This is a genomic window from Nocardioides szechwanensis, from assembly GCF_900103935.1.
Classification (GTDB): Bacteria; Actinomycetota; Actinomycetes; order Propionibacteriales; family Nocardioidaceae; genus Nocardioides; species Nocardioides szechwanensis.
The window spans coordinates 379,735-405,824 of the sequence record NZ_FNIC01000002.1 but is presented as its reverse complement, the minus strand read 5'-3'; the positions used below and the strand labels follow the sequence as shown (position 1 = coordinate 405,824).

The 26,090-nt window shown below is 71.7% G+C and carries 26 protein-coding genes; 12 read left to right on the top strand and 14 right to left on the bottom strand.

Annotation, left to right across the window (positions count from 1 at the left end; translation table 11 throughout):
• Positions 1-8: 8 nt before the first annotated feature.
• Genes BLR90_RS07170 through BLR90_RS07155 form a run of 4 tightly spaced genes read left to right on the top strand, consistent with a single transcriptional unit; the run spans position 9 to position 6,422 of the window.
• On the top strand, positions 9-866 hold the full coding sequence (locus tag BLR90_RS07170) for a hypothetical protein (protein WP_091023960.1): 858 nt from the start codon (positions 9-11) through the stop codon (positions 864-866).
• Positions 866-3,550 carry a stealth conserved region 3 domain-containing protein gene (locus tag BLR90_RS07165; protein WP_091023958.1) on the top strand — a complete coding sequence of 895 codons (2,685 nt, stop codon included), beginning with the start codon at positions 866-868 and terminating at the stop codon, positions 3,548-3,550. Before BLR90_RS07170 ends, BLR90_RS07165 begins: the two co-directional genes overlap by 1 nt.
• The gene (locus BLR90_RS07160) at positions 3,547-4,236 is read left to right on the top strand and encodes a hypothetical protein (RefSeq protein WP_091023956.1); all 690 of its coding nucleotides are present in this window, start codon (positions 3,547-3,549) and stop codon (positions 4,234-4,236) included. The genes BLR90_RS07165 and BLR90_RS07160 overlap by 4 nt, the downstream gene beginning before the upstream one ends.
• Positions 4,233-6,422 carry a glycosyltransferase gene (locus tag BLR90_RS07155; protein ID WP_091023954.1) on the top strand — a complete coding sequence of 730 codons (2,190 nt, stop codon included), beginning with the start codon at positions 4,233-4,235 and terminating at the stop codon, positions 6,420-6,422. Before BLR90_RS07160 ends, BLR90_RS07155 begins: the two co-directional genes overlap by 4 nt.
• On the opposite strand, the gene BLR90_RS07150 is transcribed toward BLR90_RS07155, so the two are convergent.
• The 5 genes from BLR90_RS07150 to BLR90_RS07130 all read right to left on the bottom strand — a co-directional run bounded on the left by BLR90_RS07150 (position 6,323) and on the right by BLR90_RS07130 (position 12,172).
• Positions 6,323-7,942, bottom strand: coding sequence for a glycosyltransferase family 61 protein (locus BLR90_RS07150; RefSeq protein ID WP_091023953.1), 1,620 nt, complete (start codon positions 7,940-7,942; stop codon positions 6,323-6,325). The two genes, BLR90_RS07155 and BLR90_RS07150, sit on opposite strands and share 100 nt — an antisense overlap.
• A gap of 327 nt (positions 7,943-8,269) precedes the next feature.
• Positions 8,270-9,352: a DNA polymerase domain-containing protein gene (locus tag BLR90_RS07145; RefSeq protein WP_091023951.1), complete on the bottom strand. Its 1,083-nt coding sequence runs from the start codon at positions 9,350-9,352 to the stop codon at positions 8,270-8,272.
• 10 nt (positions 9,353-9,362) lie between these two features.
• A complete protein-coding gene (locus BLR90_RS07140) occupies positions 9,363-9,773 on the bottom strand; it encodes a hypothetical protein (RefSeq protein ID WP_091023949.1) in 411 nt (136 codons plus the stop codon).
• Positions 9,773-11,014, bottom strand: coding sequence for a fatty acid desaturase family protein (locus BLR90_RS07135; protein WP_091023947.1), 1,242 nt, complete (start codon positions 11,012-11,014; stop codon positions 9,773-9,775). Before BLR90_RS07135 ends, BLR90_RS07140 begins: the two co-directional genes overlap by 1 nt.
• Positions 11,015-11,098: 84 nt before the next feature.
• Entirely contained in the window at positions 11,099-12,172 is a 1,074-nt protein-coding gene (locus BLR90_RS07130) for a ferredoxin reductase (RefSeq protein WP_091024522.1), read from the bottom strand.
• A gap of 92 nt (positions 12,173-12,264) precedes the next feature.
• On the opposite strand from BLR90_RS07130, the gene msrB reads away from it, so the two are divergent.
• Both msrB and BLR90_RS07120 read left to right on the top strand, forming a co-directional pair.
• Positions 12,265-12,669: a peptide-methionine (R)-S-oxide reductase MsrB gene (gene msrB, locus BLR90_RS07125; RefSeq protein WP_091023945.1), complete on the top strand. Its 405-nt coding sequence runs from the start codon at positions 12,265-12,267 to the stop codon at positions 12,667-12,669.
• A gap of 68 nt (positions 12,670-12,737) precedes the next feature.
• The gene (locus tag BLR90_RS07120) at positions 12,738-13,124 is read left to right on the top strand and encodes a hypothetical protein (protein ID WP_091023943.1); all 387 of its coding nucleotides are present in this window, start codon (positions 12,738-12,740) and stop codon (positions 13,122-13,124) included.
• 25 nt (positions 13,125-13,149) lie between these two features.
• Here the strand turns inward: BLR90_RS07120 and BLR90_RS07115 are convergent, their stop codons facing one another.
• From BLR90_RS07115 to hemG, 5 genes are read right to left on the bottom strand one after another with little or no spacing between them, the layout of a single operon-like run.
• Complete coding sequence (locus BLR90_RS07115; RefSeq protein WP_218029479.1) at positions 13,150-13,440, bottom strand: helix-turn-helix domain-containing protein; 291 nt, start codon at positions 13,438-13,440, stop codon at positions 13,150-13,152.
• 4 nt (positions 13,441-13,444) lie between these two features.
• Positions 13,445-14,071: a hypothetical protein gene (locus BLR90_RS20940; RefSeq protein WP_091023941.1), complete on the bottom strand. Its 627-nt coding sequence runs from the start codon at positions 14,069-14,071 to the stop codon at positions 13,445-13,447.
• A 38-nt stretch (positions 14,072-14,109) separates the two neighbouring features.
• Positions 14,110-14,700 carry a hypothetical protein gene (locus tag BLR90_RS07105; protein WP_091023939.1) on the bottom strand — a complete coding sequence of 197 codons (591 nt, stop codon included), beginning with the start codon at positions 14,698-14,700 and terminating at the stop codon, positions 14,110-14,112.
• Positions 14,701-14,718: 18 nt separating this feature from the next.
• Positions 14,719-15,426 carry a hydrogen peroxide-dependent heme synthase gene (hemQ, locus tag BLR90_RS07100; RefSeq protein WP_091023938.1) on the bottom strand — a complete coding sequence of 236 codons (708 nt, stop codon included), beginning with the start codon at positions 15,424-15,426 and terminating at the stop codon, positions 14,719-14,721.
• Positions 15,423-16,808: a protoporphyrinogen oxidase gene (gene hemG, locus BLR90_RS07095; RefSeq protein ID WP_091023935.1), complete on the bottom strand. Its 1,386-nt coding sequence runs from the start codon at positions 16,806-16,808 to the stop codon at positions 15,423-15,425. The genes hemQ and hemG overlap by 4 nt, the downstream gene beginning before the upstream one ends.
• 110 nt (positions 16,809-16,918) lie before the next feature.
• Here hemG and BLR90_RS07090 point away from each other — a divergent pair, with 110 nt between their 5' ends.
• Complete coding sequence (locus BLR90_RS07090; RefSeq protein WP_091023933.1) at positions 16,919-17,884, top strand: DUF4349 domain-containing protein; 966 nt, start codon at positions 16,919-16,921, stop codon at positions 17,882-17,884.
• 34 nt (positions 17,885-17,918) lie between these two features.
• Positions 17,919-18,701 (top strand): NYN domain-containing protein, encoded by a 783-nt coding sequence (locus tag BLR90_RS07085; protein WP_091023931.1) that lies wholly within the window; start codon positions 17,919-17,921, stop codon positions 18,699-18,701.
• Here BLR90_RS07085 and hemE read toward each other — a convergent pair.
• Entirely contained in the window at positions 18,689-19,747 is a 1,059-nt protein-coding gene (gene hemE, locus BLR90_RS07080) for a uroporphyrinogen decarboxylase (protein WP_176943975.1), read from the bottom strand. The two genes, BLR90_RS07085 and hemE, sit on opposite strands and share 13 nt — an antisense overlap.
• 73 nt (positions 19,748-19,820) lie before the next feature.
• Here hemE and BLR90_RS07075 point away from each other — a divergent pair, with 73 nt between their 5' ends.
• Positions 19,821-20,474 (top strand): DUF3000 domain-containing protein, encoded by a 654-nt coding sequence (locus BLR90_RS07075; protein ID WP_091023928.1) that lies wholly within the window; start codon positions 19,821-19,823, stop codon positions 20,472-20,474.
• Positions 20,474-21,847 (top strand): HRDC domain-containing protein, encoded by a 1,374-nt coding sequence (locus BLR90_RS07070; RefSeq protein ID WP_091023927.1) that lies wholly within the window; start codon positions 20,474-20,476, stop codon positions 21,845-21,847. The genes BLR90_RS07075 and BLR90_RS07070 overlap by 1 nt, the downstream gene beginning before the upstream one ends.
• A gap of 33 nt (positions 21,848-21,880) precedes the next feature.
• Here the strand turns inward: BLR90_RS07070 and BLR90_RS07065 are convergent, their stop codons facing one another.
• Complete coding sequence (locus tag BLR90_RS07065) at positions 21,881-22,243, bottom strand: hypothetical protein (RefSeq protein ID WP_143016139.1); 363 nt, start codon at positions 22,241-22,243, stop codon at positions 21,881-21,883.
• 135 nt (positions 22,244-22,378) lie between these two features.
• On the opposite strand from BLR90_RS07065, the gene BLR90_RS21630 reads away from it, so the two are divergent.
• Positions 22,379-22,510 carry a hypothetical protein gene (locus tag BLR90_RS21630; RefSeq protein WP_281245377.1) on the top strand — a complete coding sequence of 44 codons (132 nt, stop codon included), beginning with the start codon at positions 22,379-22,381 and terminating at the stop codon, positions 22,508-22,510.
• Between the two features lie 5 nt (positions 22,511-22,515).
• Positions 22,516-23,031 carry a nucleotidyltransferase domain-containing protein gene (locus BLR90_RS07055; RefSeq protein ID WP_143016138.1) on the top strand — a complete coding sequence of 172 codons (516 nt, stop codon included), beginning with the start codon at positions 22,516-22,518 and terminating at the stop codon, positions 23,029-23,031.
• Between the two features lie 151 nt (positions 23,032-23,182).
• Here BLR90_RS07055 and BLR90_RS07050 read toward each other — a convergent pair whose 3' ends face one another.
• The gene (locus BLR90_RS07050; RefSeq protein ID WP_091023921.1) at positions 23,183-24,409 is read right to left on the bottom strand and encodes an HNH endonuclease signature motif containing protein; all 1,227 of its coding nucleotides are present in this window, start codon (positions 24,407-24,409) and stop codon (positions 23,183-23,185) included.
• 270 nt (positions 24,410-24,679) lie between these two features.
• Positions 24,680-26,089: an ABC transporter substrate-binding protein gene (locus BLR90_RS07045; protein WP_170254403.1), complete on the bottom strand. Its 1,410-nt coding sequence runs from the start codon at positions 26,087-26,089 to the stop codon at positions 24,680-24,682.
• Between the last annotated feature and the right edge of the window lies 1 nt (position 26,090).

Genomic DNA, 26,090 nt, shown 5'->3' with positions numbered 1-26,090 from the left:
TCCACCCCGTGAAATTTGCCCTGCGTCGACCCACCGACGCCCCCGAGCCGGTTGACGACGACGCTCCCCCGCCGCCCCCGACCCCTCCTCGCGGCCGGCCCGTCGCGGCGTACGCCGCCGTCGACGGCCGCACCCTGTGGCTGGCGGTCGACGCCGGCCCCGGCACGCTCGGCCTGCGCGACGACGCCGGCACCGTCGTGCCGCTGCGCAGCGCGGTCGCCGACGAGCAGCCGGGCTACCTGTCGGCGCGCGTCGACCTCGACGAGCTGTTCGGCACCGCGCAGGACACCACGGCGTACGACGCCGTGCTGGTCACCGGCGGGGGCTCGGCGAAGGCCGTGTGGTCCTACCCGCTGCCCGCGGAGAGCAAGGTGTGCCCCCGGGTGTCCGCCGACGGCACCCACCTGTGGGACCTGGCCCGGCGCGACGACGGCACCCTCCAGGTGGTGCGCGTCCCCCAGCCGGCCTCGGTGTGGCTGCGGTCGCTCCGGCTCGAGGGCGAGACCGTGACCGTCACGACGGACCCCGTCCCCGACGCCGAGCCGGAGCTGCGGCTGGCCGACCTTGAGGGCAACGTCGTCCTCACCCGGCAGATGACCCTGGGCGACGACGGGCTGCTTCGCGCGACGCTGTCGCTGGCCGACCTGCCGCCGGGCGACGAGGTGTGGCCGCGCGTGCACGTCGGCGACGTCCCCGTCCGCCGCCGCCACAACGACCTGGCCAAGCCGCAGCAGGCGACCCTGCTCCCGATGCTGTTCGGCGACGACCCGGAGACACCGATGCTGCGCTTCCGCTTCGCCCCCGAGGGCATGCTCGGCCTGCGGATCGCGGCCCGCGTTCCTGGCCGGCAGGAGGCGGGCGCCTGATGCGGATCGCCTACCTGATCGACGACGTCGACGCGATGACCGGCCCGGTGCGCTCGGCACTGACCCAGGCGCAGGCCCTGGCCGCCGACCACGACGTACGCGTCATCAGCGTGCGCCGCACCGCCGACGCCCCGCACTTCGCGGTCGACCCGTGCCTGCGGCTCGACTACCTCCTGGACCTGCGCGACCCGAAGGCGCCGACCCCGCTGGAGGCCGGCCTGGTCAAGCCGCTCGAGGCCAAGCGCCTGCGGGAGCGGGCGTCCACGGTCGCCCCCGGCCTCAGCGCCCTGGACGACCTGGTCCTCGAGGCCGCCTTCCCGGTGCTCGACATCGACGTCGCCGTCACCGTCTCCCCCGACCTCCTGCGGCCGGCCGTGATCCTGCTGCCCGACGACACGATCGTGATCCACCAGGAGCACCGCGTGCTCTCCGACCGCGTGACCGGGCTGGACACCCTGGCCGCGCACGCCCCGCGCGCCGACGTGGTCGCGGTGCTGACCGAGACCTCCGCCGAGTGGCTGCGCGACCGGCTCGGCGAGCTCGCGCCCGAGATCGTGGTCCTGCCCAACCCGCTGCCGATCGGCTTCGCCCCGCGCTCGCGGCTCGACCAGCCGCTGATCATGGCGGCCGGCCGGATCGTCCCCGAGAAGCAGTACTCCAAGCTGGTGCAGGCCTTCGGCGAGGTCGCCGACCAGCTCCCCGACTGGCGCCTGCGCATCTGGGGCGAGGGCTCGCAGCGCGGTGAGGTCCAGCGCCAGGTCCGCAAGTGGGGCCTCTACGACCGCGTCGAGCTCCCCGGCCCGACCACCCAGATGGCCGCCGAGTGGGCCAAGGCTTCGATCTGCGCGCTGTCCTCGCGCACCGAGAGCTTCCCGCTCGCCGCCCAGGAGGCCATGGCCGCCGGCGTGCCCGTCGTCAGCTTCGACTCGGCCTCCGGGCCCCGCGAGGTCATCGAGCACGAGCGCACCGGGCTGCTGGTCGGGCCCGAGTCGATCTCCGGCCTGGCCGCGGCGCTGCTGCGGCTCGCCTCCGACCACGACCTCCGGCTCCGGCTGGGCGAGGGCGCGCTCCGCTCGTCCAGGCAGTACGCCGCGTCGTCCGTCGCCGAGCGCTGGCACCGTGTCTTCGCCGACGCGCGCGCCCGTCGCGCCGGCCGTGGCCGGCTCGCGTCGCGGGCGCTCACCCCGCCGGCCCGCCGTCGCGTGGTCGACGGCTCCACTGCCGACATCTCCGGCCTCACCCCGGCGCAGGCCCGCCACGCCGCGCTGTCGCTCGCGGTCGAGACCGCCCGCGGGGTCACCGACTCCTGGCTGGTGGTGCCCGGCGACCACACCACCGCCACCGCGGTCGTGCTGCCGATGGCCGCACGCCGCGCCTTCCTCGACGCGCTCGCGGGCAGCGACCACCCGGCGTACCTCTGCCTGCGCGACCCCGAGATGCACGGCTGGCCCGAGCGCCGCGGCGAGATCGGAGCGCTGGCCCGCGACCTGCACCGCGGCATGACGTCGGTCGTGGCGCTCGAGCCGTGGCCCACCCAGGACGACGCGCCGACGGTGCTGTCGCAGGGCTGCAGCATCGACGTGGAGTTCTGGGAGAGCTCGCCGGAGGGCGACCTGCTCTCGCCGCGCCGCAACCGCTACGCCGACCGGATCCCGCACGAGGTGCCCGCGGTCGACCACGAGGTCGAGGGCGTCACGGTGCGCACCCTCCCCCTCATGGCCGCCCCGAGCGTGGCCCAGTGCGCCTTCCCGGTCGACATCGTCTACACCTGGGTCGACGGCGACGACCCGGTCTGGGACGCCTCCCGCCAGGCCCGGCTCGAGGGCATCGTCGGCACCGCCCAGACCCGCGAGTCCAGCGGCCAGGCGCGCTTCGTCGCCCGCGACGAGCTCCGCTACTCGCTGCGCTCGATCCACCTCTTCGCCCCGTGGGTGCGCCGCATCCACCTGGTGACGGCCGGGCAGGTGCCCGACTGGCTCGACACCAGCGACGAGCGGATCAACCTGGTCGACCACCGCGACATCCTCCCCGCCGACGCGTTGCCGACCTTCAACTCCCACGCGATCGAGACCGCGCTGCACCGCATCGAGGGGCTCGCCGAGCACTTCCTCTACTTCAACGACGACTTCTTCCTAGGTCGCCCGGTGCACCCCGAGGCGTTCTTCAGCCCGGCCGGGCTCAACGCCTGCTTCTTCTCCCCCACCACGATCGGCCTCACCGACACCGCCGACGCCGCGCCCTACCTCAAGGCCGCCTGGAACAACCGCAACCTGCTCTTCGACGCCTTCGGCCAGGTCACCACCAACAACCTCGCCCACGCGCCCTACCCCCATCGGGTCTCGGTGCTCGAGGAGATCGCGGCGCGCTTCCCCGCCGAGGTGGAGGCGACGGCCCGCTCGCCGTTCCGCTCCGACACCGACGTCTCGATGCTCAGCTCCCTGGCCCAGCACTACGGGCTGCTGACCGGGTCGTCGTACGTCGCCGCTGCCAACCTCGCGTTCGTCAACCTGGCCAACAACGACGTCGACCGCCAGCTGGAGCAGGTGCTCACGCGCGAGCAGGACTTCATCTGCCTGGGCGACCACCACGACCACGCGCTGCGCCAGTCGCGGCTCGAGGAGCTCCTCGCCGCCTGGTACCCCGCCTACTTCCCGGTCGCCGCACCGTGGGAGCTCGGCGGATGACCGCGGCGGTCACCTACGCACGCATCCTCGACGGCGAGACCCTCTGGCTGGCCGTGCCGGCCACGGCGGGCGAGACCCTGTCGGTGCGCGGTCCGGCCGGCGAGCAGCCGCTGCCGACCGAGCACGTCGACGGGCTGGCCGTGGCCCGCGCCCGGCTCGCCCCGCTGATCGACGGGGTGGATGACTCGCGGGTGGCCCTCACGTTCGCGCTCGGCGGCGAGACCCTCACCTACGACGGCGGTCCGCCGCCCGGGCCGACCAAGGTGCCGCCCACCCGCGACGGCCGCTGGCAGTGGCGGGTGCTGTCCGCCGACAGCGAGCTCCGGGTGACCCGGGTGGCTACGGAGCCGGTCGTGCGGGTCCTGTCGGTCACCAGCGACGACGACGGGGTGCTGCTGCGCCTGGACGTCGACGCCGGTGAGCTGGTCACGCTCGGCAACGACGAGCAGGTGCTGGGATCGGTCGCCGTCGCGGCCGACGGGGCCGCGCGGCCCGAGCTGCCGGCGGGCCGGCTGGCCGTGCGCCGCGACGCGGCGACCCTGCCCGTCGTACGACGTGAGCGCGACCTCAAGCGTCCGAACGCCGCCGTGGCGCTGCCCCAGGTCGCGGACGGCTGCCGCCTCCAGTGGCAGCCCGACGGCCGCCTCGTCATCGCCCCACCGAGCACCGGCCCGGTGGACCCGTGAGGATCGCCTACCTCGTCCCCACGATCCACGACCTGGGCGGCACGGCGAGCGCGATCGTCACCCAGGCCAACGCGATGTCGCGCCGGCACGACGTGGAGATCTACAGCCTCTACCGGGAGAAGGACGCGCCGCACTACGCGATCGACCCGGCCGTGACCGTCCACGACCTCGTCGACGCACTCGACCCCGATGACGCGGAGGGGCTGCGCGGGCGACCGCCGCTGCTCATCAACCCTGCCTGGGACCCCGGCCTCGACGCCCGGGCCGACGTGGCGCTCGAGGCCTTCCTGCCCGGGGTCACCGCCGACGTGCTCGTCACCGTCACTCCGGCGCTCCTCGCGCTCGCCACCCAGCTCGTGCCCATGGCCACGGCCGTCGTCCACCAGGAGCACCGCTCGTCCTCGCAGCGCACCTCGGGGCTCGAGCCGTTGCTGGGCTTCGCCCCCCGCGCCGACGTCGTGGCGCTGCTGACCGAGCCGATGGCGACCTGGCTGGCCGACGAGCTCGGTCCCCGCGCTCCCGAGGTCGTGGTGATGCCCAACGCGGTCCCGCCCGGCTTCCGCCCGCGGTCGCTGCGCGACGCGCCGCTGATCGTGGCCGCCGGCCGGCTGATGGGCGAGAAGCAGTACCCCCAGCTGATCTCGGCTTTCGCCTCCATCGCCGACCGGATCCCCGAGTGGCGGCTGCGGATCTTCGGCGACGGCCCGTCGCGCTTCGAGATGATGAGCACGGTCCGGCGGCTCGGTCTGTGGGACCGGGTCGAGCTGCCCGGCTCCACCACCGACCTGGCCAGCGAGTGGGCCAAGGCGTCGGTCTCGGCGCTGACCTCGCGCGCCGAGGGTTTCCCGCTGGTCATCCAGGAGGCCATGGCCGCCGGGGTGCCGGTCGTCGCCTACGACTGCCCGTCCGGGCCGCGCGCGATCATCGACGACGGGGTCGACGGGCTGCTCGTCGCCCAGGGCTCCGAGCCCGCACTGGCTGCCGCGCTGCTGCGGCTGGCCACCGACCACGACCTGCGCGACCGGCTCGGCGACGCGGCGCTGGCCAAGGCCGCGACCTGGGACGTCGAGGCGATCACCGCCCGCTGGGCGGAGATCTACGAGACCGCCGCAGCACGCCACGGCTCGCCGGCCGGGCGCAGCACGACCCGGCTGCTGGCCGGGCCCGCGCCCACACCCGTCGACCGGCACGAGGCACCCACCGGGGCACGGGCGCCGGGCGTGACGCCGGAGCAGGCGCGCACCACGGCTCACGAGATCGCCACTGCCGTGGCGGCCGGGGTGTGCGACGACTGGTTCCTCATCCCCGCGCACACCGCCGAGACCGTGCTCGTCCTGCCGATGACCACCCGGCGCGCCTTCCTCGACGCGCTCGCCGCGGCCGACCTGCCGCCGTACCTCTCCCTCATGGACCCGCCGCTGGGCGGCTGGCCCGGCCGCCGGGGCGTCCCCGCCGAGCTCGTCCCGCACCTCCGTGGCGGCCGCACCAGCGTCGTGCTCCTCGAGCCGTGGCCGGTCGTCGACGGCCGGCCCGCGCTGCTGGCCGGCTGCGGGCAGCGGGTGGAGTTCTGGGAGGAGGGCGTCGACGGCGAGCTGCACAGCCCGCCCGGGCAGGAGCCGCCGACGGTCGAGCCGGCCGCGGAGAAGCCGCGCACCCCCGTCGATGCCGTGGTGACGGTCGGGACCGAGCGCCGCGACGGCCACGACGGTCTGCGCTACGCGCTGCGCAGCCTCCACCTCTTCGCGCCCTGGGTACGCCGGATCCACGTGGTCGGCGCGTCCCCCGTGCCCGCCTGGCTCGACGCCTTGCACCCGATGCTCGAGCTGGTCGACCTGCCCGACCTGGCCGAGCAGGTGATCCACCTCGATGCGCACACCTACCTGGGCCGGCCGATCCACCCCGGACGATGGTTCGCCCCCGGCGTCGAGGTCGTGACGGCCTCGGTCGACCTGGACCGGGCCGACGTGCAGCGGGGGCTGTCCGACCTGCTGGACCGGGCGCAGGACTGCTTCCGGCTCGACGAGGACGGCTCGCCGGCGCGACCGCCCGAGGTGGTCGACGCCCTGGTGCGCGACTTCCTCGAGAGCTACTTCCCCGTGCCTGCACCGTGGGAGCGCAGCAGCGCCTCGAGCGCGGAGCCCAAGCGGTCGAAGTCAAAGGACCACGGCGACTGGAACGCCTCGTAGGACCAGTCGCCCTCGGGGTGCGCGATCTCGGCGGGGCTGAAGAAGTAGTCGATCGTCGCACCGTGGACAGCCGCGAACAGGTGCTCGTTGCGGGCGTCGTAGGACTCCTGGCTCAGGACGATCACGTGCTCGGCCCGGTGGGCGTAGGCGAGGTTGAACATGCCGGTGCCCGCGAAGCCGGCCACGACCCGGGCTCCCGCGAAGACCGCGGCCTGCTCCGGTTGGCTGAGCCCGCCCGGGCGGACGATCTCGAACCCGGCGTCGGCGAAGACCGCCTCCACAGCGTCGACGTTGCGGCACGGTCGTCCGCCCTCGCGTCGGGTCACGAAGATCCGCTCGGATGTCGTCCGATCCGGCTCGGCCATGCGCTCCCGCAGCCGGTCCCAGACCTCGGCAATGCGCGGGTGGGCGTAGAACGGTTCCTGGTTGTGCCACATCGGCGCCGCAGCGACCAGCGTGCCCACGCGTACCGGGCCGTCCACCCGCACGATGTCGTCGGGGTCGACGCCGAACCTGGTCAGCAGCTCGATGTCCGGCGGCACGCGGTCAGTGCCGGCGTAGCGCGGGTGGGTCCGGGTGAGCAGCTTGAGCTCCGGGTCGGCGGCCTTGGCGCTCTCCCAGCCCCACAGCTTGCTGAGCGCCTCGGTCATCAGGTGCCCGTAGTGACCGGTGTTGACGTAGTCGAAGTGGTAGTACGCACCGGCCAACCGGTCAGGGGGCGGGAGGGAGTCGCCCTTCAGCCGGGCGAACCGGCCGCGCACGTCGACCAGCCGCCCGTGGCTGAGCCGGTCGGTCAGGTGCCAGCGGAACGAGTCGGGGAGCAGCACCCCGTCGGCGTGGGCCACCGAGCCGGCGACCACCGTGAGGTCGCCGTCGTAGCGGCGCAGCTGGAGGGGCGGGTAGCGCATCTCGGCGTCGAGACCCCGGCCCCCGGCGCCGTGCACGGCGACCCGCGGCGGCGGCGGGAGCACGCCACCGGGGAGTACGGCGAGCTCCGTGGCGGCCAGGTCGCCCGGCCGGCTGTTGACCAGCCGCGTGGCCTCCGCGTGCCGGAGCTTGAGCAGGGTCTCGGGTCCCTTGACCACGCCGACCAACCGCTCGTCGGCCCACACCCGCGAGACGAGCGCGCCGTGCCGCGCCAGCCGGCTCTCGAGATCGCGGCCCGGGCCGACGGCCGTGCGGTCCACGACGTACATCCCGTCGGGCGCCAGGTGGGGCATCAGCTCCCGCAGCTGGTGACGGTGCCGGGCGGCGGGTGCCGAGGCCAGCACCACGACGAGGTCGACGGGCCCGTTGCGGCGCAGCACCCGGTCGCGCCGGGTGAGCCCCTGGGCCTCGCGCACCAGCAGCCGGGCAGCGGGGAACGCCTGCCGCACCGCCTGGACCAGGCCGTCGGGTGCCGCGGGGTCGCAGAACACCACCACGCGCAGCGGACGGTCTCCGCCGGCTGCCAGCGGCAGCCTGCGCAGAGCACTCTCGAGGTCGCAGCCACCTCGCTGACGCCGTACCCGAGTCGGCATTGTCACCCCTTCAACCTCACCCTTCACAGCTGTGGAGGTTGTTACCGAACGTTATACGTCGTGTGGATGTCCTGTTGCCTACAGGTGTAAGACGCATTCTTAGGTTTTGTAGATCGACACCACAAATGTTGATGACGGAGGACCGGGACCTCGCGGATCCGGGGGGATGACGCGAGGATCGGTCCACCGGAAGCATCAGTCCTCATGAGCGCTGGAGGGGCGACTCAGAGACACCTGGGGGGGTGTTGAGGACAGGTTGGATGGAACCCCGCACGGCGCCTCGCGGAGGGTGCGCCGAGCGGGGTTCCAGCCATTTCGGGCCAGCTCCTACGGGTCGATGCGGTTGCCCGCCTCGTCCCAGTGGGAGGCGACCTTCTTGCTCGGCTGCACCCGCGGCGGCTCGCCCGGCATCTTCGGGTGGTCCGGCGGGTAGTTGAGCTCGCCGCCCGGCAGCTCCTCCCACAGCCGGAGCAGCGGCTCCAGCGAGAAGGCTTCGTCGTCGATCGACGCCCAGGGGTCCCCGTCGGCGAGCCGCTCCGGCACCGTGAACAGGTTGAAGACGCTCGGATCGGTCACCCCGGCCAGCTCGTCCCAGTGCAGCGGGGTGGAGACGGGCGCGCCCTCGATCGGCCGTAGCGAGTAGGCCGACGCGATCGTGCGGTCCCGGGTGTTCTGGTTGAAGTCGACGAAGATCCGCTCCCCCCGCTCCTCCTTCCACCACGCCGTCGTCACCTGGTCGTCGCGCCGCTCCAGCTCACGGCCGAAGCCGATCGCCGCGTGCCGCACGTCCGCGAACTCCCACTCCGGCCGGATCCGGACGTAGACGTGCACCCCGCGGTTGCCCGACGTCTTGACGAAGCCGCGCAGCCCCAGGTCCTCCAGCAGCTCCTTGGCCACCCCGGCGACCCGCACCGCGTCGGTGAAGCCCGTGCCGGGCTGGGGGTCGAGGTCGATGCGCAGCTCGTCCGGCCGGTCGACGTCGGCACGTCGTACGGGCCAGGGGTGGAACGTGAGCGTGCCCATGTGGGCGCACCAGACCGGCACCGCGATCTCGGTCGGCACGATCTCCTCGGCAGTGCGACCGGACGGGAAGGTGATCTCGACGCTCTCGAGGTAGTCGGGCGCCCCCTTCGGCACCCGCTTCTGGTAGAACGCGTCGGCCTTCTCGCCGGGCCGTCCGGTCGCCAGCTTGATCTCCGGGCGTACGCCGGCGGGCCAGCGCTCCAGCGCCGTCGGCCGGTCGCGCAGCGCCCGCATCAGGCCGTCGCCGACGCTGGCGAAGTACTCCGCCACCATCAGCTTGGTGGCCTCGGGAGTGCTGTCGGTGGCCTCGTAGATGACCCGGTCGGGGCTGGACACGCGCACCGCGCGTCCGCCCGCGTCGACCTCGGCGGCAGGCGGCTTCGGCATGGCGCCGACCCTAGCCGGAGAGGACCGCCGTCAGCTGGAACGTCGGGCGCCGGTCGAGGTCCTCTCGGCCCGGCCGCACGAACTCGAAGCTCGCGGTCGTCACCACCACCCAGTCGTCGAGCACCTCGTCCTGGCCGAGCGCCGGCTCGCCGAGACCGGCGTACGCCGCCAGCAGGGAGCTGGCGCACGCCTCGTGCGTGGGCGGGAAGTGGAAGGCGTTGCGGCCCTCCTCGAGCCGCGAGCCGAGGAACGCGATGGGCCGGCCGAGGCCGGCACCGCACACACCGCAGACCCGGCTCAGGGCGCACTGTGTGACCCGCCGCTTGTCGAGCTCGCCCGGAGACGAGCACGCGAACGGCACTGGCACCCCGAGCCGCGGGTCGCGCGGCAGCTCGGCGAACGTCGTGGGCGCCGCGTCCATCAGTCGTGCTCGCGCTCGCGCGGGCTGCGCGAGTAGGCACCGAGCTCGCGCCGGCGGGGCTGACGCTCCTCGTCGGAGCGACGCTTGTGGTCGCGGGGCCGCTCGTCGGCGGTGTCGCGGCGCTCCGGCGGGGCCGGGTCGTCGGTCGCCGTCATGTGGTTGGGGAGCGACAGCTTCATGATCGTGCGGAACGTCTGGCCGTACTGCTTGTACAGCGGTCCGGTCGTGTACGGGATGTCGTACTTGTCGCACAGTGCCCGGACCTTGACCGAGATCTCCGGGTAGCGGTTGCTCGGCAGGTCGGGGAACAGGTGGTGCTCGATCTGGTAGCCCAGGCTGCCGCTGAGGATGTGGAGCGTCCGGCCACCCTCGAAGTTGGCCGAACCGAGCATCTGGCGGAGGTACCACTCGGCGCGGGTCTCGTCCTCGAGCTCCTCCTCGGTGAAGTGCAGCGCACCGTCGGGGAAGTGCCCGCAGAAGATGATCATGTAGGACCACAGGTTGCGCGCCAGGTTGGCGGTCGCGTTGGCCTTGAGGGTCGTCTTCCAGTGCTTGCCCGACAGGGCGGGGTAGACGATGTAGTCCTTGAGTATCTGGTTGCGACCCTTCTTCACGATCTGACGAAGCTGACGCTTCATCTCCTTGGGGTCCTTCTCGCCCTTGCGGATCCGCTCGAGGTCGAGGTCGTGCAGCGAGACGCCCCACTGGAAGAGCGAGGCGAGCAGCGCGTTGTAGACCGGCTGGCCGAGGTAGTAGGGGTGCCACTTCTGCTCGCGCGCCATCCGCAGCACGCCGTACCCGATGTCGTTGTCGTGACCGAGCACGTTGGTGAACTGGTGGTGCACGTAGTTGTGCGAGTGCTTCCACTGCTCGGCGGGCTGGGCGGTGTCCCACTCCCAGTTGCTGGAGTGGATCTCCGGGTCGTTCATCCAGTCCCACTGGCCGTGCATGACGTTGTGGCCGATCTCCATGTTCTCGAGGATCTTGGCCACGCCGAGCAGGCTGCTGCCCAGCACGGCCGCCGGCTTGCGGGCCTTGGCCGACTGGGTGCCGGCGATCAACGTGACCCGTCCGGCCGCGGCGAGGCCGCGCTGGATCTTGATCATCCGGTTGATGTACGCCGCATCCTTGGCGTTGCGGGACTCCTCGATGTCGGCGCGGATGGCGTCGAGCTCGCGTCCGAGCTGCTCGACCTCCTCCTCGCTGAGGTGGGTGTACTCCTTGACGTCGGCGATAGCCATTTGCAGGTTTCCTTTCGTCTTACGGGGTTTCGAGGCTCGGCCGCGGGCGGCCTCGCACCTCAACCTCCGCGCTTCGCGCGGACCTTAGATGTCGAACGTGCAGTCGCCGACGGCGGCGGTGACACAGGTCTGGACGGGCTCGTTGGGCTGCCCGAACTCGTCACCGCTGCGCAGGTCGCGGATGGTGCCGGAGACGAGGGTCAGGGTGCAGGTGTGGCAGATGCCCATGCGGCAGCCGTAGGGCATCCCGACGCCGGCCTGCTCGCCGGCCTCGAGAACCGTCGTGGCGCCGTCGGCGTCGATCGTCTTGTTCGAGTTGCGGAAGGTGATCGTGCCGCCCTCGCCGCCCTCGCCGCCGAGCTCGAGCGAGAACCGCTCGAGGTGGAGGTTGTCCTCCACCCCCGCCTGCTCCCAGTGCTCGGTGACGGCGTCGAGCATCGGCCCGGGGCCGCAGGCCCAGGTGCTGCGCTGCTTCCAGTCGGGACAGATCCGGTCCATCTCGGCCAGGTCGAGCATGCCGTCGACGTCGGTGTGCAGCTCGTGCAGCGTCAGCTGCTCGTGCTTGTCCGACAGCGCCTTGAGCTCGTCGCGGAAGATCATCCGGTCCGCGGTGGGCGAGGAGTAGTGGAGCACCACGTCGGGCATGGTGCCGCGGCGGTCGAGGGTGCGCAGCATGGCCATGACCGGCGTGATCCCGCTGCCGCCGACCAGGAACAGGACCTGGGCGGGCGGCGGGTCGGGCATCACGAAGTCGCCCTCGGGCTTCGCCAGCCGGACGATGGTGCCGGGCTCGAGGCCCTTCACCAGGTGGGCCGACAGCAGCCCCTCGGGCATCGCGCGCACCGTGATCGAGATGGTCCGACCGCTGCGCCGCGGCGGTGAGCTCACGGAGTAGGAGCGCCACTGGAACCGGCCCTCGACCTGCACGCCGATGCCGACGTACTGGCCGGGGCTGTGGTCGTAGTGCCAGCCCCACCCGGGACGGATCACCAGGGTGGCGGCGTCCTCGGTCTCGGGGATCACCTTCTCGATCCGCCCGCGCAGCTCACGAGAGCTCCACAGCGGGTTGAGCAGGGAGAGGTAGTCGTCGGGGTGCAAGGGGGTGGTCAGCTTCGACCCCGCCCTGCGCACGCGTTCCCAGGGGATTGTGCCAGCCATCCGCTCAGTGAACATGTGTTGACTGAGTTCCGTCAACCAGCCTTGGGGGTGAAGCGCTCGGCGAGTTTGTCTTAGCCCTTACCGTGGAGACCATGGGCTACCAGGTGGAGAAGACCGACGAGGAGTGGCGAGCCGAGCTCTCGCCCGAGGAGTACGCCGTACTCCGCAAGGCCGGCACGGAGCGGGCGTTCACGGGTGAGTACACCGACACTGAGACGACCGGCGTCTATCGCTGCAAGGCGTGCCAGGCCAAGCTGTTCGAGTCGGACACGAAGTTCCACTCCGGCTGCGGCTGGCCGAGCTTCTACCAGCCGATGAGCGACACGATCGAGTACATCGAGGACACCTCCGCCGGCATGAAGCGGGTCGAGGTCCGGTGCGCCAACTGTGGCTCCCACCTCGGTCACGTCTTCCCCGACGGCTACGGCACCCCCACGGGCGACCGCTACTGCATCAACTCGATCAGCCTGACCCTGGAGCCGGTCGCGGAGCAGTAACCGCCCAGACGGGCCATGGTGGCCCCGGGTAAAGCGGCGTTGACTCTCCCCAGGCGAAGGGGAGAACCATGGCATCCACGAGACTTCTGGTCCGGATCGGCGCCCTCGCGCTGGTCGCGACCACGCTCACGGCAGGACCTGTCAGCAACGCACAGCCGGCGGCCAAGGCCGAGGTTAAGTTCACGATCGCGCTCGCCCCTGATGGCAGCAAGGTCGTGGGCAAGGTGAAGTCGGCGCGCGCCGGCTGCAAGAAGAACGTGCAGGTCGGGCTCTTCTGGAAGGACGTCGGCTCGAAGAAGTTCATCTTCGTCGCCGACGACAACAGCAACCGCCTGGGGAAGTACGCGATCCTCGGGCCGGGTCGCAGTGACATCCCGCCGGGCAGGTACTACGTCCGCACCCACACCAGCGAGAAGTGCAAGGCGTCGCGCTCGGCCACGATCAGGGTCAGCTGAGGCACCAGCGGCGTGGCGATGAGCCCTAGGAGCTGAACCATCCGGACGGCCCGATCTCGGAGCCCATCCTCGGCACGTACTGGTCGAAGTAGATCCGTGCGATGAGCTCGCGGCGGCTGCGCACATCAGCCTTGTCGAACACCGCCTTCAGGTGGTCCTGGACGGTGTACGCCGAGACGTGCAGCGTCGCCGCGATCTCCTTGGTGTCGACGCCCTGTAGGACCAGCTGGGTGACGTCCCGCTCCCGCTGGGTGAGCCCGAAAGCCGCCACGACCAGTGCCACGATCTCCGGGGCCGGGTCCTCCTCGCCAACCACGCCCTCAGCTGACGTCGACCAGCGCGGAGCCGATGACGACCACGTCGTCGCCGTACTCCTGGTCGGCCCAGTCCTGGAACGAGCCGTCGTCGTAGATCACGTCGACCAGGACGTGGCCGCCGTCGTCGGCGTAGGCGCCCTGGGCGCCGGGGAGGCCGCCGAGGTCCTCGGCCATCGCCTGGAGCTCGGAGTCGGAGTAGTCCTTCTCGGGCTCGGGCAGAGGCGTGGGCTCCTCGTACATCGGGTCGTAGAGCGCGCCCGGGATCGCCTCTGTGAGGGTGAACGACGTGCCGTCCCAGGTGCCGGTGACCGCGAAGGTCCCCCAGCGCACCTCACCCTGCTGCTCGAACATGCCCGTGTGGTCGGCCCAGTCCCAGTTGGTGATCGCCGGGCCGCCGCACTGTGGCGGGTAGGACTCGGCGACCGGGCCCAGGCACAGCTCGACCGAACCGGTGTCCATGACGGTGGCCAGGTTGGCGCTGCGCACCTGGCCGGGCGCGGCCGTCACCTCGGTGGGGCGCTCGAGGCCGGAGCTCCCGGCCGGGTCGGTGGCCGTGTCCGCGGGGTCGTCGCCCCCGCAGGACGCGAGGAGCGGGACGGCCAGCAAGAGAGCAACGAGGGTGGTCTTCATGACCGTAGGACGCGGCGAGCCGGCGTCCGGTTCCGCGGTCACCCGACGGGCTGCAGCATGGATTGGACCACTACGACGCCTTCGCCGTACTCGTCGTCCAGGCGCTGCTGCAGGGTGCCGTCGTCGTAGATCACGATGAGCTCGACCACGCCCCCGGGTGTGCCGCTGCCGAGGTGCTCGGGGAGCTCCGTGAGCTCGCGCTGGATATCGAGTAGCTCCACCTCGGTGCGCTCGGGTGAAGGCGTGCCCGGAGGCTCGTACGGCGGCAGCTGCGACGCGTCGTACTCGTCGGCAGGCACCACCTCGGTGGGCGTGAAGTCGCTGCCGTCGTAGGTGCCGGTCACGGCGAACTCTCCCCACCGCACGCCGCTGGCGCTCTCGTAGGTCTCATCGTCCACGTCGGCCCAGTCCCAGCCGACAAGTGTCGGCCCGCCGCACTGGGGCGGCAGCGAGTCGGCAGCGCCACCGAGACACAGCTCGACACCGTCACCGTCGTCGAGCACGAGGGTTACGCCGCTGGTGAGCAGGGGCGCGTCGCTCGGGTCATCATCGATCGCCGTGCGACCACCACCCGCGTCGCCGCAGCCGACGAGCAGCGCGAGCAGGAGCAGCGGACCGAGGACCCTCATGTGCGTCTGACGCGACGGTCAGGGAAGGCGTTCCACGAGCTCGGCGACGGGCACCAGGGAGCCGGTGTAGAACGGCACCTCCTCGCGCACGTGCTTGCGGGCGTCGGAGGCGCGCAGGTGCCGCATCAGGTCGACGATCCGGTAGAGCTCGTCGGCCTCGAAGGCCAGCATCCACTCGTAGTCGCCGAGGGCGAAGCTGGCCACGGTGTTGGCCCGCACGTCGGTGTAGTCGCGCGCCATCTTGCCGTGCTCGGCGAGCATCCGGCGGCGCTCGGAGTCCTCGAGGAGGTACCACTCGTAGGAGCGCACGAACGGGTAGACGCAGATGTGCTTCTTGGGCGCCTCGTCGTTGAGGAAAGCCGGCACGTGGCTCTTGTTGAACTCCGCGGGCCGGTGCAGCGCCATCTGCGACCAGACCGGTGCGAGGCGGCGACCGAACGCCGTACGACGGAAGCGGTGGTAGGCCAGCTGGAGCTCCTCGCTGGTCGTCGCGTGGATCCACACCATCAGGTCGGCGTCGGCGCGCAGCCCGCTGACGTCGTAGACGCCGCGCACGACCACGTCGGCCTCGGCGAGCTCGGCGAAGAGCTTCTCGACCTCGGCGCCCTCGGCGGCCCGGTCGGCGTCACCGAGGACGTCGTCGAGCCGGAAGACCGACCACATCGTGTAGCGGATCGACTCGTTGATCTCGCGGACCCGGGCGGCGTTGGACGGCTGGTCGCTCATGGCTCCATTGTGCCGGGGCCGGTCGGCGCCCCCGTCAATGCCCTCGCAGCCCGGTGGCCGGACTCGACGACGGCGGCGATCCCGACCCCGTCGTACGCCGCACCGCAGACCGCCAGTCCGGGCACCCGCGCCACGTCGGCCCGGATCCGGGCGACCCGCTCGAGGTGCCCGACGGCGTACTGCGGCAGGCCGCCGCCCCAGCGCTGCACGTGGACGTCGACAGGGGTCGCATCGAGCCCGGTGGCGGCGGCGAGGTCGGCCAGCGACGCCGCGACCAGCTCGTCGTCGGTCGCCTGGAGCGCGATCTCCTCGCGGTGCCGCCCGAGCGAGGTGCGCAGGTGCACGAGACCTGACTCCGCGCCGGCGGCACGGACCCAGCCCCACTTGGCGAAGGAGAACGTCGAGGCCTTGATCCGGCGACCGTCGACCGGCGGCACGAGGAAGCCCGACGACCCGCTCTCCTCCAGCACCGCGACGTCCTCGGCCCGGAAGGCGAAGGTCACGACCGCCATGGACGCCGACTCGATGCCGGCCAGCTCGGCCGCGGCGCCGGGCGCGACGTCGGCGAGCAGCCGGGCCGTCGGGGCGGCCGGGGTCGCGAGCACGAGTGTGTCGCACTCGACCAGCTCGACCGCCGTCGTGGGACCGACCGTGAGAGCGAAGCCGTCGGGGGTGCGGGCCAGGGAGCGGAGGGTCGCGCCGGTGCGAACGTCGAGCGCCGCGGCGAGGGTGTCGGTCAGCCGACCCATCCCGCCGGGGATGCCGGCGAAGACCGGGGAGTCGTACGTCGTGGGGATGGCCGCGGCCTGCTCCAGCAGTGAGCCGTGCTCGGCGAAGGCGACCAGCTGGGGCACCGAGGCTCGGGCCGAGAGCTCCCGGGCGTGGCCGGCGTAGACCCCGCCGAGCAGCGGCTCGACGAGCCGGTCGACGACCTCGTCCCCGAACCTGCGCGCCACCAGCGCGCCGACCGAGATGTCACCCTCGATGACCTCCGGAGGCAGCGACGGCTCCTGCCTCACCCGAGCCACGCCCTCCTCGGAGAGCACGCCGGACGCCTCCAGCTGCTCGAGGTCGAGCGGCACGCCCATGAGCGAGCGGGGCAGCGGGCGCAGGGCGCCGCGGGTCCAGATCCGTGAGGACGCGAGGGCCGGGTGCTCGACCTCCAGGCCCAGCGCCCGGGCCAGGTCGACGCCCTCGGGACGGCGGTTGAGCATCGCCTCGGCCCCGACGTCGACGAGGACCCCGCCGACCTCGTGCCGGCACAGCTTGCCACCGACGTGGTCAGACTGCTCGAGGACCACGACCTGGTGCCCTGCGGCGACCAGGTCGCGGGCTGCGGTGAGGCCGGCGATGCCGGCCCCGACAACGACGCTCGTGCCCACGTCCTCAGCATGCCAGTCAGACCCCGTACCGCCGAGGCCGGGTGCACGGTCGCGGTGGTACGGGTGTTCGGGGCCGGGAACCGCGGGGGCGCACGACACGTCGTACTCCCATGAACCGCAGCCGCCGCCTCGCGTCCATCCCCGCCCTCCTCCTCGTCGCCCTCGTGGCCGCCGGCTGCGCGTCCGGCACCGACGATGCCGGCTCCGACATGAGCGGCGACGCCGACGGCGCCGCGGCCGCGGAGCGGCCCGCGGACGCCCCCGCGGGCGCCGCCGTCAACGACACCGACGCCGCCCTCCGAGACGGCATGAACCTCACCAGCGAGTCCGCGTACGACGCGTCGGCGTCCGGAGACGCGCTCGCCGAGCAGGAGCGGGCCCTGATCTCCCAGGGCAACGTGCAGCTGCGCTCCGACGACGTCGGGGAGGCGCTGTTCGAGGTGCAGAAGGTGGTCGACGAGCTCGCCGGGGAGATCTCCCAGAACGAGACCGCCACCGACGACGAGGGCGACGTCAAGCGGGCCCGGGTCGTGGCGCGGATCCCGTCGGCGCGGTTCGCCGAGGCGATGCAGTCCCTCGAGGGCGCCGCCACCCTGATCGCGTCGAGCTCCAACATCGACGACGTCACCACGAAGGTGATCGACAACAAGATCCGGCTCGAGGTCCAGCAGCGCAGCATCCGCCGGATCGCGCTGCTGCTCGACCGGGCCCAGAGCATCCGCGACATCGTCAACATCGAGGGCCAGCTCTCCCGCCGCCAGGCCGAGCTCGGCTCCCTCCAGCGCCAGCAGGCCTACCTCGCCGACCAGACCTCGATGGCCACGATCACGGTCTCGCTCGAGCGCACGAAGGCGAAGGCGGAGCCCCAGGAGAAGAAGGCGGACGAGAAGGGCTTCGTCGCCGGCCTCGACAAGGGCTGGACCGGGTTCAAGAACGTGGCGGTGGCCCTCGCGACCGCGACGGGTGCCGCGCTGCCGTTCCTGGTCGTCCTCGTGCTCCTCGGGGTGCCCGCCTGGCGCGCCGTACGCCGCGTCGGCCGGCGCCGCACGGCACCCGCCGCGACCAGCGGGGCCTGACCCGGTCCGTGGGGAGAGGGTTCATGATGGGCGGGTGCCCACCGCCCCCCGCCTCGCTGTCCTGATCGACGCCGACAACACCTCCCCCAAGCACGCCGGTGCCGTCCTCCGTGAGGTGGCCCGCTACGGGCTGCCGACGGTCAAACGCGCCTACGGCGACTGGACCACGCAGAACCTCGTCGGCTGGAAGAACGCCCTGCCCGGCCACGCGATCCAGCCGGTCCAGCAGTTCGCCAACACCTCGGGCAAGAACTCCACCGACTCGGCGATGATCATCGACGCGATGGACCTGCTCTACGCCGGCCACCTGGACGGGTTCGCGATCGTGTCCAGCGACAGCGACTTCACCCGGCTGGCGACCCGGCTGCGCGAGTCGGGGATGACCGTCTACGGGCTCGGCGCCCGCAAGACGCCCGCGTCGCTGGTGGCGGCGTGCGACCGCTTCATCTACCTCGAGCTGCTCACCTCCGACGCCAAGGACGAGGAGCCGGCCGACGAGGCCGACGTCGAGTCGCCGCCCCGACGCCCCGACCTGCGCCGGATCCTCGTGGCGGCCATCGACAACACCTCGCACGAGGACGGCTGGGCCTCGCTCGGCGCGGTCGGCAGCTACATCAGCGCCAACAACCCCTCCTTCGACGCCCGCGACTACGGCTCACCCCGGCTGGGCGCGCTGCTGAGCGCGCAGGACTACCTCGAGGTCGACCTCTCGGACACCGGCCAGGCCCAGGTCCGGCTCCGGACGAAGGTGGTCGCCAAGAAGGCGGCAGCCAGGAAGAGGCCGGCCAAGAAGCAGGCCACCGATCAGAGCGGGTAGGACTGCACGAACTCCGTGAGCTTCTTGAGCTGGTCGGGGTCGGTGGACGGGATGACGCCGTGCCCGAGGTTGAAGATGTGGCCGCGAGCGGCACGGCCGGCCTCGATGACCTCGGCCGCGCGAGCGGTCATCATCTCGGTGGGCGCGAACACCAGGGTCGGGTCGAGGTTGCCCTGGACGCTGCGGTCGCCGACCAGCGGGACGGCGCTCGCGAGCGGGGTGCGCCAGTCGACGCCGACGACGTCGGCTCCGGCCTCGCCCATCAGGCCGAGCAGGTTGCTGGTGCCGACCCCGAAGTGGATGCGCGGCACGCCGTGGCCACCGACGTGGGCGAGCACCCGCGCCGAGTGCGGCATCACCAGGGCCTCGTAGTCGGCCGGGGTGAGCGCGCCGGCCCACGAGTCGAAGAGCTGGACGGCGGACGCCCCGGCGAGGATCTGCACCTCGAGGTAGGCCGCCGAGATCTGGGTGATCTTGCGCATCAGTGCGTCCCAGACGTCGGGGGCGCCGAACATCATCGCCTTGGTCTTGGCGTGCTCCTTGGAGGGCCCGCCCTCGACGAGGTACGACGCCACCGTGAACGGCGCCCCGGCGAAGCCGATCAGCGGGGTCGCGCCGAGCTGGTCGGCCAGGCCCCCGACCGCCTCGGTGATGAACGGGACGTGCTCGGGCGTGAGGTCGGGGATCGCGGCGACGTCCTCGAGCGTGCGGACCGGGCTGGCGACGACCGGGCCCACCCCGGCGACGATGTCGAGGTCGACGCCCACCGCCTTGAGCGGCAGCACGATGTCGGAGAAGAAGATCGCCGCGTCGACGCCGTACCGGCGCACGGGCTGGAGCGTGATCTCGACGACCAGCTCGGGGTCCATGCACGACTCGAGCATCCCCACGCCCGTGCGGACGCGGTGGTACTCGGGCAGCGAGCGGCCCGCCTGGCGCATGAACCACACCGGAGTGTGCGGGACCGGCTCCCCGCGGGCGGCCTTCAGCAGGGCGCTGTCGGCGAGTCCGGGGTGCGGTGTTCTCCGGGGCAGGGGCACAGACATGGGGACAAGCCTCGCAGGTGCGGTCCGGCGTGTTCGCATCTGGGTTCTCGTCGCCCGGTCCTACTGTGGGCTCATGGTGGTCCGTCAGGAGTCGCGCACCGGCACCGGTGCCGAGGCGAGCCCCCCGGAGTTCCGGGCGGCCGTCGCCACCATGCGCGCCGCCACCCTGCGCCCCGAGATCTTCTGCGAGGAGATGCCGGCGCCGCAGCGGATCGCCCCCTACGCCGCCGCCCTCTCCGCAGACGTCACCATCGACGGGACCGACGTGGGCACCGGCCGGATCATCCTGCTGCACGACCCCGCGGGCAACGACGCCTGGGAAGGCACCTTCCGCTGCGTGGCCTACGCGCGCGCCGAGATCGAGATCGAGATGATCACCGACCCGCTGCTCGCCGACGTCGGGTGGAGCTGGCTCACCGAGGCGCTCGACTCGCACGGCGCCGCCTACACCGCCGCCTCGGGCACCGTCACCCGCGTCGCCACCGAGAGCTTCGGCGGCATGGCCGACGAGGAGGGCACCGCCCAGCTCGAGATCCGTGCCTCCTGGACACCGCTGGGCAGCGACGACGACGCCGGCCCGGGGGCCGGCCCCGGAGTCAGCCTGGACGTCGCCCCCCACGTCGAGGCGTGGGGCGAGCTCCTCTGCACCGCCGTTGGACTGCCCCCCGTGCCCGACGGCGTGACGGTCATGCCCGGCCGTCGCGGCCAGCGGGGCACGAGTCGCTGATGACCCTGGAACCAGAGACCACGCAGCCCGAGCAGCCCGAAGCCGAGCAGGTCGAGCCCGAGCCCGAGCCCGCGCCGCTCGCCGAGCTGCTGGCCCTGCGCGACGGCCTGCCCGACGTGGTCGAGACCGAGGCCGCGCTGCGGGTGGTCTGCGACGCCCTCGCCCAGGGCACCGGCCCGGTCGCGATCGACGCCGAACGGGCGTCGGGCTACCGCTACTCCAACCGCGCCTACCTCATCCAGCTGCGCCGCGAGGGTGCCGGCACGTCACTGGTCGACCCGATCGCGTTCACCTCGCTGGCGCCGCTCCAGGAGGCGCTCGAGGGGACCGAGTGGATCCTCCACGCCGCCACCCAGGACCTCCCGTGCCTCAACGAGATCGGCCTCTACCCGAGCTCGCTCTTCGACACCGAGCTGGCCGGACGGCTCCTCGGCTACCCGCGCGTGGGCCTGGCGACCCTGGTCGAGACGCTGCTCGGGCGCCGGATGAAGAAGGAGCACTCCGCGGTCGACTGGTCGACGCGTCCGCTCCCCCGAGCCTGGCTCGAGTACGCCGCCCTCGACGTCGAGGTGCTCGTCGAGCTGCGCGACCTGCTGGCCGCCGAGCTGGTCGAGACCGGCAAGGCCGACTGGGCCCGCCAGGAGTTCGACTACCTGCGCACCTTCGAGCTCCCGGCCCGCGTCGACGCCTGGCGTCGTACCTCCGGACTGCACCGGGTCCGCGGCCGCCGCGCTCTCGGCGCCGTACGCGCCCTCTGGGAGCTGCGCGACTCGATCGCCGAACAGCGCGACGTCACCCCCGGCCGGATCGTCCCCGACTCCGCGATCGTGGCCGCCGCCCACGCGATGCCGCTCGACCGGCAGGCGCTGCTCGACACCAAGGGATTCCACGGCCGCGGCGCCGACCGCTACGCCAGCCGCTTCGTGACCGCGCTGCGCGAGGTCGAGGCGATGGACGAGGCCGACCTCCCGACCCGGGCACCGCGCGGCGACGGCCCGCCGCTGCCCCGGGCATGGGCGGAGAAGGACCCCGTCGCGGCCCGGCGGCTGGCGCTGGCCCGCGAGGCGATGACCGCGCTCGCCGAGGAGCGCAACCTGCCGGTCGAGAACGTCCTGACCCCCGACTTCCTGCGCCGTACGCTCTGGACCCCGCCCACCACGCGCCGCGGCGACGAGCTGGTCGACGCCGTCGTCACCCAGCTCTCCGGCTACGGCGCCCGCGGCTGGCAGATCGCGCTGGCCGCCCCGGTCATCGTCTCCGCCATCCTCCAGGCGGACGAAGAGGCCGCCACCGAGCCCGAAGTACTGCCCCAACCGGACGAGCTTCCTGAGGAACTGCTCGACGACGCCGTCGAGGCCACCGAAGACGACTAGGCATGCTGCAGAAGCGTGCGTTCGTCCTCAGGGCTAGGGGAGGTCAACCCGGTCACGCCGAGCGAGCATTTCCTCCGCCACGCGCCGCTGCTCTGGACTGAATCTCTGGGGGTCCGCGTTCAGGATGTCAGCGCCCACTATCCAGACGACCTGGAGATCCGTCTCCGGCGTCGGATGCTCGGGGTCCAATACGACGCCAAGTGACCAGCACGAGTTGGTCGGCAAGTTCTGGCGCAGCCAGTGCAGGACCTGCGGAACGTCGGTGTCGGTCAGCAGCAGGCTGTCCACCGACCACGAGCTGCTGGGGGCGTCCCCGCCCTCGTAGATGAAGACGACAAAGTTCGCGCTCGGCCCCTCTCGGACCAGGTGCCGCTCGTCGAATCCCTTCACATGCATAGCCGTGAGCGTAGGCCCGGGCTTCCGCACAGCGCATGGTCGCGCGCTTCCTGCACTGCTAGTCAGATACTGAGCCATGCAGCGTTGGTCATCCTCGGGGTCGCGAGGGCGCTGTGCGCACACGTCTTCGAAGCGATGCGACAAGACGACGTAGACGTCGTTGCGATCGGCACCGGCGGAGACTCGTTCCACGCTCCGGCGCTCGCCTTCTACGAGAGCCTTGGCATGACCCCGTTGCCCGTCACCGTCCACTTCAAGGAGTTGTGATCGTCATGAACAGTCCGACGACTTCGACAACCCAAGCGGCAGCAATCCTCCAGAGCTTGTCGTCGGCGGGAGTTCGCTGCTGGGTGATGGGCGGGTGGGGTGTGGATGCACTCCTCTCACGATCGACTCGCGCACATCACGACCTGGACCTACTAGTGCGCGTTGACGACCTGGCAGTCCTTGGCCGTTGGATGGATGCCAACGGTTTCGCAGGGCTCTACGACTGGGAGGAGAGCCAGCCCGTCGACCTCGTTGACGGTCGCTACTCAAGCGCTTTCCTCGCAGGCCACAAGGACGGGCGCGAACTCGACGTGCACGGATTGAGAGTCGGCGACGATGGCACCTTCGAACTCGCAACTACCGACCCGTGGGCTCTGCCAGCCGACACGTTGACCGGACGTGGGGTCATCGGTGGCCTCGGGGTCGCGTGTGTATCACGCGAAGCGCAACGAGCCATGCACGTCGGCTACGACCTCCCGGCGCACCACGTGACGGACCTGCGGTTGCTTGGCTTCAAGTAGCAAGGCACCCCTCACGTGCTCGCACATCGGCGTGAGCGTGCACGTCTCTCAGAGTCTCAATCACCCGGGAGACGGGACACCTCAGTTAGATGCCGGCAGCTCGCGACTCTGGACGTGCCGATGACCCCTCCGTCGGCGGGGTGTGGGGCGGTCAGGGTCGTCGACGGCGTGGAGGGTCGACCGGTTCGGTGGCGGTGTGGTCACGGCGGAACAGAGGTCCGTGCGGGGATTGCCACAGGTAGGTCCCGCGGTCGAGGACGTCGTAGGACCACCCGCCGTGTGTCTTCAACCGATGGTGCCCGCGGCAGAGTGGGGCGGTGTTGCACGAGCAGGTGGATCCGCCCTCGCCGTAGGGCACGGCATGGTCGATGTCGCAGCTGGTCGCTGGTCTGGTGCACCACGGGAACACGCAGTGGTGGTCGACGAGAGCGTCTTGCTCGGCCAACCGGTCGGGGACCTCGTAGGCGTTGACGTGGATGTGATCAGCCAGGTCGATCACGGGCTTCACGACGATCGTGGCGTCGGGGTTGCCACACCATGCCCGGATGGTCTCGGCGAGCACGGGTGTCCTGGTGTTGTCGCACCGGCCGACGGTGCTGCCGCCGTGGATGTGCAGGACCAGGGGCCGGGGCTTGTCGTAGTCGAAGGTGGCCTGCCCTCGGGCGAGGTCGCCGACCGCCATGGCACGTCGGACGTCGAGGGACTCCTCGCAGCCGAGCTCGCGCAGCTCAGCCGCTCGCTGGGTCAGGACCTGGTCGAGGTCCAGGGCGTCGGGCAGGTCCAGGGTGCCGTTGACCTCGACCGTGCCGGCCGGGGACACGGCGTGCTTGTGGATGTCGAACCTGCGGCGCTCGGTCTCCTGCAGGCGGGACTTCTCCGCCGCCTCGGGGTCGAACCGGAGCTGTGCGGCGTCGATCTGGCGTTGGAGCTCGGCGTAGCCGATCTTGTGCGCGACGAACGCGACCCTTTGGTCCACGAACGCCGCACCCGCCTCGGGCAGGGCCATGGTCCGCTCGGCGATGAACCTGGCCTTCCAGAACGGCAGGTCCCCGGCCGCGACGCGCTCCCACACCCGGGGTAGCCGGTAGCGGATCTCGAGCGCGGCGCCGACGTACCTCTTCGCGGAGTCGGTCGAGACCCCGAGTGCGGTGCCGAGCTCCATCACCGCGAACTCCGAGACCCACGGCGCCCCGTCGCCGGCCAGCGGGATCCCGTGGTCACCGAACGACGCCAAGTCCTCATCGTCGGTCTGATGGAGGACGCACCAGTCGAGAACGTCTCGGAGGACCCCGAGCTCGGCCCGGTCGCGGACCGCGCGGTGGGCGCGCAGCGACGTCAGCACCTGGGTGCTGTCGTCGGGTCCAGTCGAGCTGCTCATAGGGTCAAGTACAGCAGGGCCCACCGACAGTCCGAGGCCTCAGAACCCTTGGTACACAGGGGATTCGCGAACTTTCTGAGACTTTACTTTGCGGCCCCGACCGCCGCCGCGAAGCAGGTGTTGTCTCCTTGACGGCGAGACCCGGGACGCTACGCGCGCGGGCCCCAGTCCCGCGCGCGAACAGGTGGTCTCGAGGCTCGTCGCTTGCGCTTTCACACCTCGACCAGCGACGGGGTGATCCGCACACCGCCACGAGGTCGTCGACGACGTCTAGCCGGACGACTCGCCGTCGGTCGGGCTCGGCGAGGCCAGCTCCGGGTCGAGCACGACGCGTGACTCCTCGTCGATCTGGGTCGTGAGGGCCTCGACGTCGGGCAGGGTCAACGTGAGCAGTGACCGGAGGCTGGAAGCAACGGCGCGCTCGAGCACGGGCCAGTCGTCCAGGAGCGGCGGCACCACCATCGAGCGGACGCTGCGGGTGAAGACCCCGGCGTGGAGGGGCAGCTGCGTCGACTGGAGGAAGTCCTCGGAGACCGAGACCGGCAGGCTGGCGGGAGCGAGGTAGCCCTCCGCCGCTACGCGGGCCACGGACTCCTGCGACACGGCGTAGACCAGGAAGTCGGCGGCCTTGGCGATGCTCGGCGCGTCGGGCGACACGCACAGCCCGGTGATGTCGCCGACGGTCGCGGCGTCGTCGAGGATCGGCATCGGCATCACGTCGAAGTCGAGGCCCTCGACCCGGCGCAGCTCGGGGGTGAGCTCACGGAAGCCGGCGACCATGCCGAGCTTGCCGCGCTTGAACCACTCGACCGCCGTCGCCTGCGTGAGCTGCTCGTCGGTGAGGGTGAGCGAGGCGTCACGGAGGAGCTCGAGGGTGCGGGTGAGGGCGTCGCGCGAGTCGTCCTCGGACAGGGCCAGGGAGGTCGGGTTGTCGTCGTCGTCGAAGAGCTCGCCACCACCGGAGTAGATAAACGGCGCGAGCCCGCGCAGCGTCGGGTCGATGTGTACGCCGCGCGTGTCACGCCGCGGGCGGGTCGCGAACTGCGCCGCCGCCGTGAACTGCTCGAACGTCCACTCCTCGTGGAGGTCGTCCTCGGGCGCGGGCAGCCCCTGCTGACGCATCCGCTCGAAGTCGATCAGGTCGGTGTTGTAGTAGATGACCATCGGCGAGATGCCGTAGGGCATGCACTGGAGCTCGTTGTCGGCCGAGAACGCCAGCAGCGCGTCGCGCGCGTAGTCGTCGGAGTAGTCGACACCGCGCTCGTCGAGCAGCTCGAGCAGCGGCTTGTTGAGCCCGGCCGCTCGCAGCTCGGCGAGGTCGCCGCGGGAGGCGAGGTAGAGGTCGGGAATCTCGGAGGTGTCTCCCGCTTCCGGGTCGGACGCCCGGCGGAGCGCGGCCGCGAACGCGTCGTGACTCGGCCAGTTGACCAGCTCGATCTCGGTCGCCTCGGCCTCGGCGTTGTAGGTCTCGACGAGGTCCTCGTAGGCCGCGACCTCCTCCTTGGCGCCCCAGACCCCGAACGTGAGCGTGGTCGGCTTCGGCGGCTTGGTGGAGGTGGTCGGGGACGGCGAAGGGTCCGGGGTGGTGCCGTCACAGGCGGCGAGCCCGAGGGCCAGGAGGATCGCGAGACCGCCGACGGCCACCCTGTGCCGGCCCGCGCTGATCCCGCCGTGCCTCATC

Coding starts and splice junctions, on each gene's coding strand:
- BLR90_RS07165 (WP_091023958.1), top strand. CDS start 866: ATGCGGATCGCCTACCTGATCGACGACGTCGACGCGATGACCGGCCCG.
- BLR90_RS07160 (WP_091023956.1), top strand. CDS start 3,547: ATGACCGCGGCGGTCACCTACGCACGCATCCTCGACGGCGAGACCCTC.
- BLR90_RS07150 (WP_091023953.1), bottom strand. CDS start 7,942: ATGCCGACTCGGGTACGGCGTCAGCGAGGTGGCTGCGACCTCGAGAGT.
- BLR90_RS07145 (WP_091023951.1), bottom strand. CDS start 9,352: ATGCCGAAGCCGCCTGCCGCCGAGGTCGACGCGGGCGGACGCGCGGTG.
- BLR90_RS07140 (WP_091023949.1), bottom strand. CDS start 9,773: ATGGACGCGGCGCCCACGACGTTCGCCGAGCTGCCGCGCGACCCGCGG.
- BLR90_RS07135 (WP_091023947.1), bottom strand. CDS start 11,014: ATGGCTATCGCCGACGTCAAGGAGTACACCCACCTCAGCGAGGAGGAG.
- BLR90_RS07130 (WP_091024522.1), bottom strand. CDS start 12,172: ATGGCTGGCACAATCCCCTGGGAACGCGTGCGCAGGGCGGGGTCGAAG.
- msrB (WP_091023945.1), top strand. CDS start 12,265: ATGGGCTACCAGGTGGAGAAGACCGACGAGGAGTGGCGAGCCGAGCTC.
- BLR90_RS07120 (WP_091023943.1), top strand. CDS start 12,738: ATGGCATCCACGAGACTTCTGGTCCGGATCGGCGCCCTCGCGCTGGTC.
- BLR90_RS20940 (WP_091023941.1), bottom strand. CDS start 14,071: ATGAAGACCACCCTCGTTGCTCTCTTGCTGGCCGTCCCGCTCCTCGCG.
- BLR90_RS07105 (WP_091023939.1), bottom strand. CDS start 14,700: ATGAGGGTCCTCGGTCCGCTGCTCCTGCTCGCGCTGCTCGTCGGCTGC.
- hemQ (WP_091023938.1), bottom strand. CDS start 15,426: ATGAGCGACCAGCCGTCCAACGCCGCCCGGGTCCGCGAGATCAACGAG.
- BLR90_RS07090 (WP_091023933.1), top strand. CDS start 16,919: ATGAACCGCAGCCGCCGCCTCGCGTCCATCCCCGCCCTCCTCCTCGTC.
- hemE (WP_176943975.1), bottom strand. CDS start 19,747: ATGTCTGTGCCCCTGCCCCGGAGAACACCGCACCCCGGACTCGCCGAC.
- BLR90_RS07075 (WP_091023928.1), top strand. CDS start 19,821: ATGGTGGTCCGTCAGGAGTCGCGCACCGGCACCGGTGCCGAGGCGAGC.
- BLR90_RS07070 (WP_091023927.1), top strand. CDS start 20,474: ATGACCCTGGAACCAGAGACCACGCAGCCCGAGCAGCCCGAAGCCGAG.
- BLR90_RS07065 (WP_143016139.1), bottom strand. CDS start 22,243: ATGCATGTGAAGGGATTCGACGAGCGGCACCTGGTCCGAGAGGGGCCG.
- BLR90_RS21630 (WP_281245377.1), top strand. CDS start 22,379: ATGCGACAAGACGACGTAGACGTCGTTGCGATCGGCACCGGCGGAGAC.
- BLR90_RS07055 (WP_143016138.1), top strand. CDS start 22,516: ATGAACAGTCCGACGACTTCGACAACCCAAGCGGCAGCAATCCTCCAG.
- BLR90_RS07050 (WP_091023921.1), bottom strand. CDS start 24,409: ATGAGCAGCTCGACTGGACCCGACGACAGCACCCAGGTGCTGACGTCG.
- BLR90_RS07045 (WP_170254403.1), bottom strand. CDS start 26,089: ATGAGGCACGGCGGGATCAGCGCGGGCCGGCACAGGGTGGCCGTCGGC.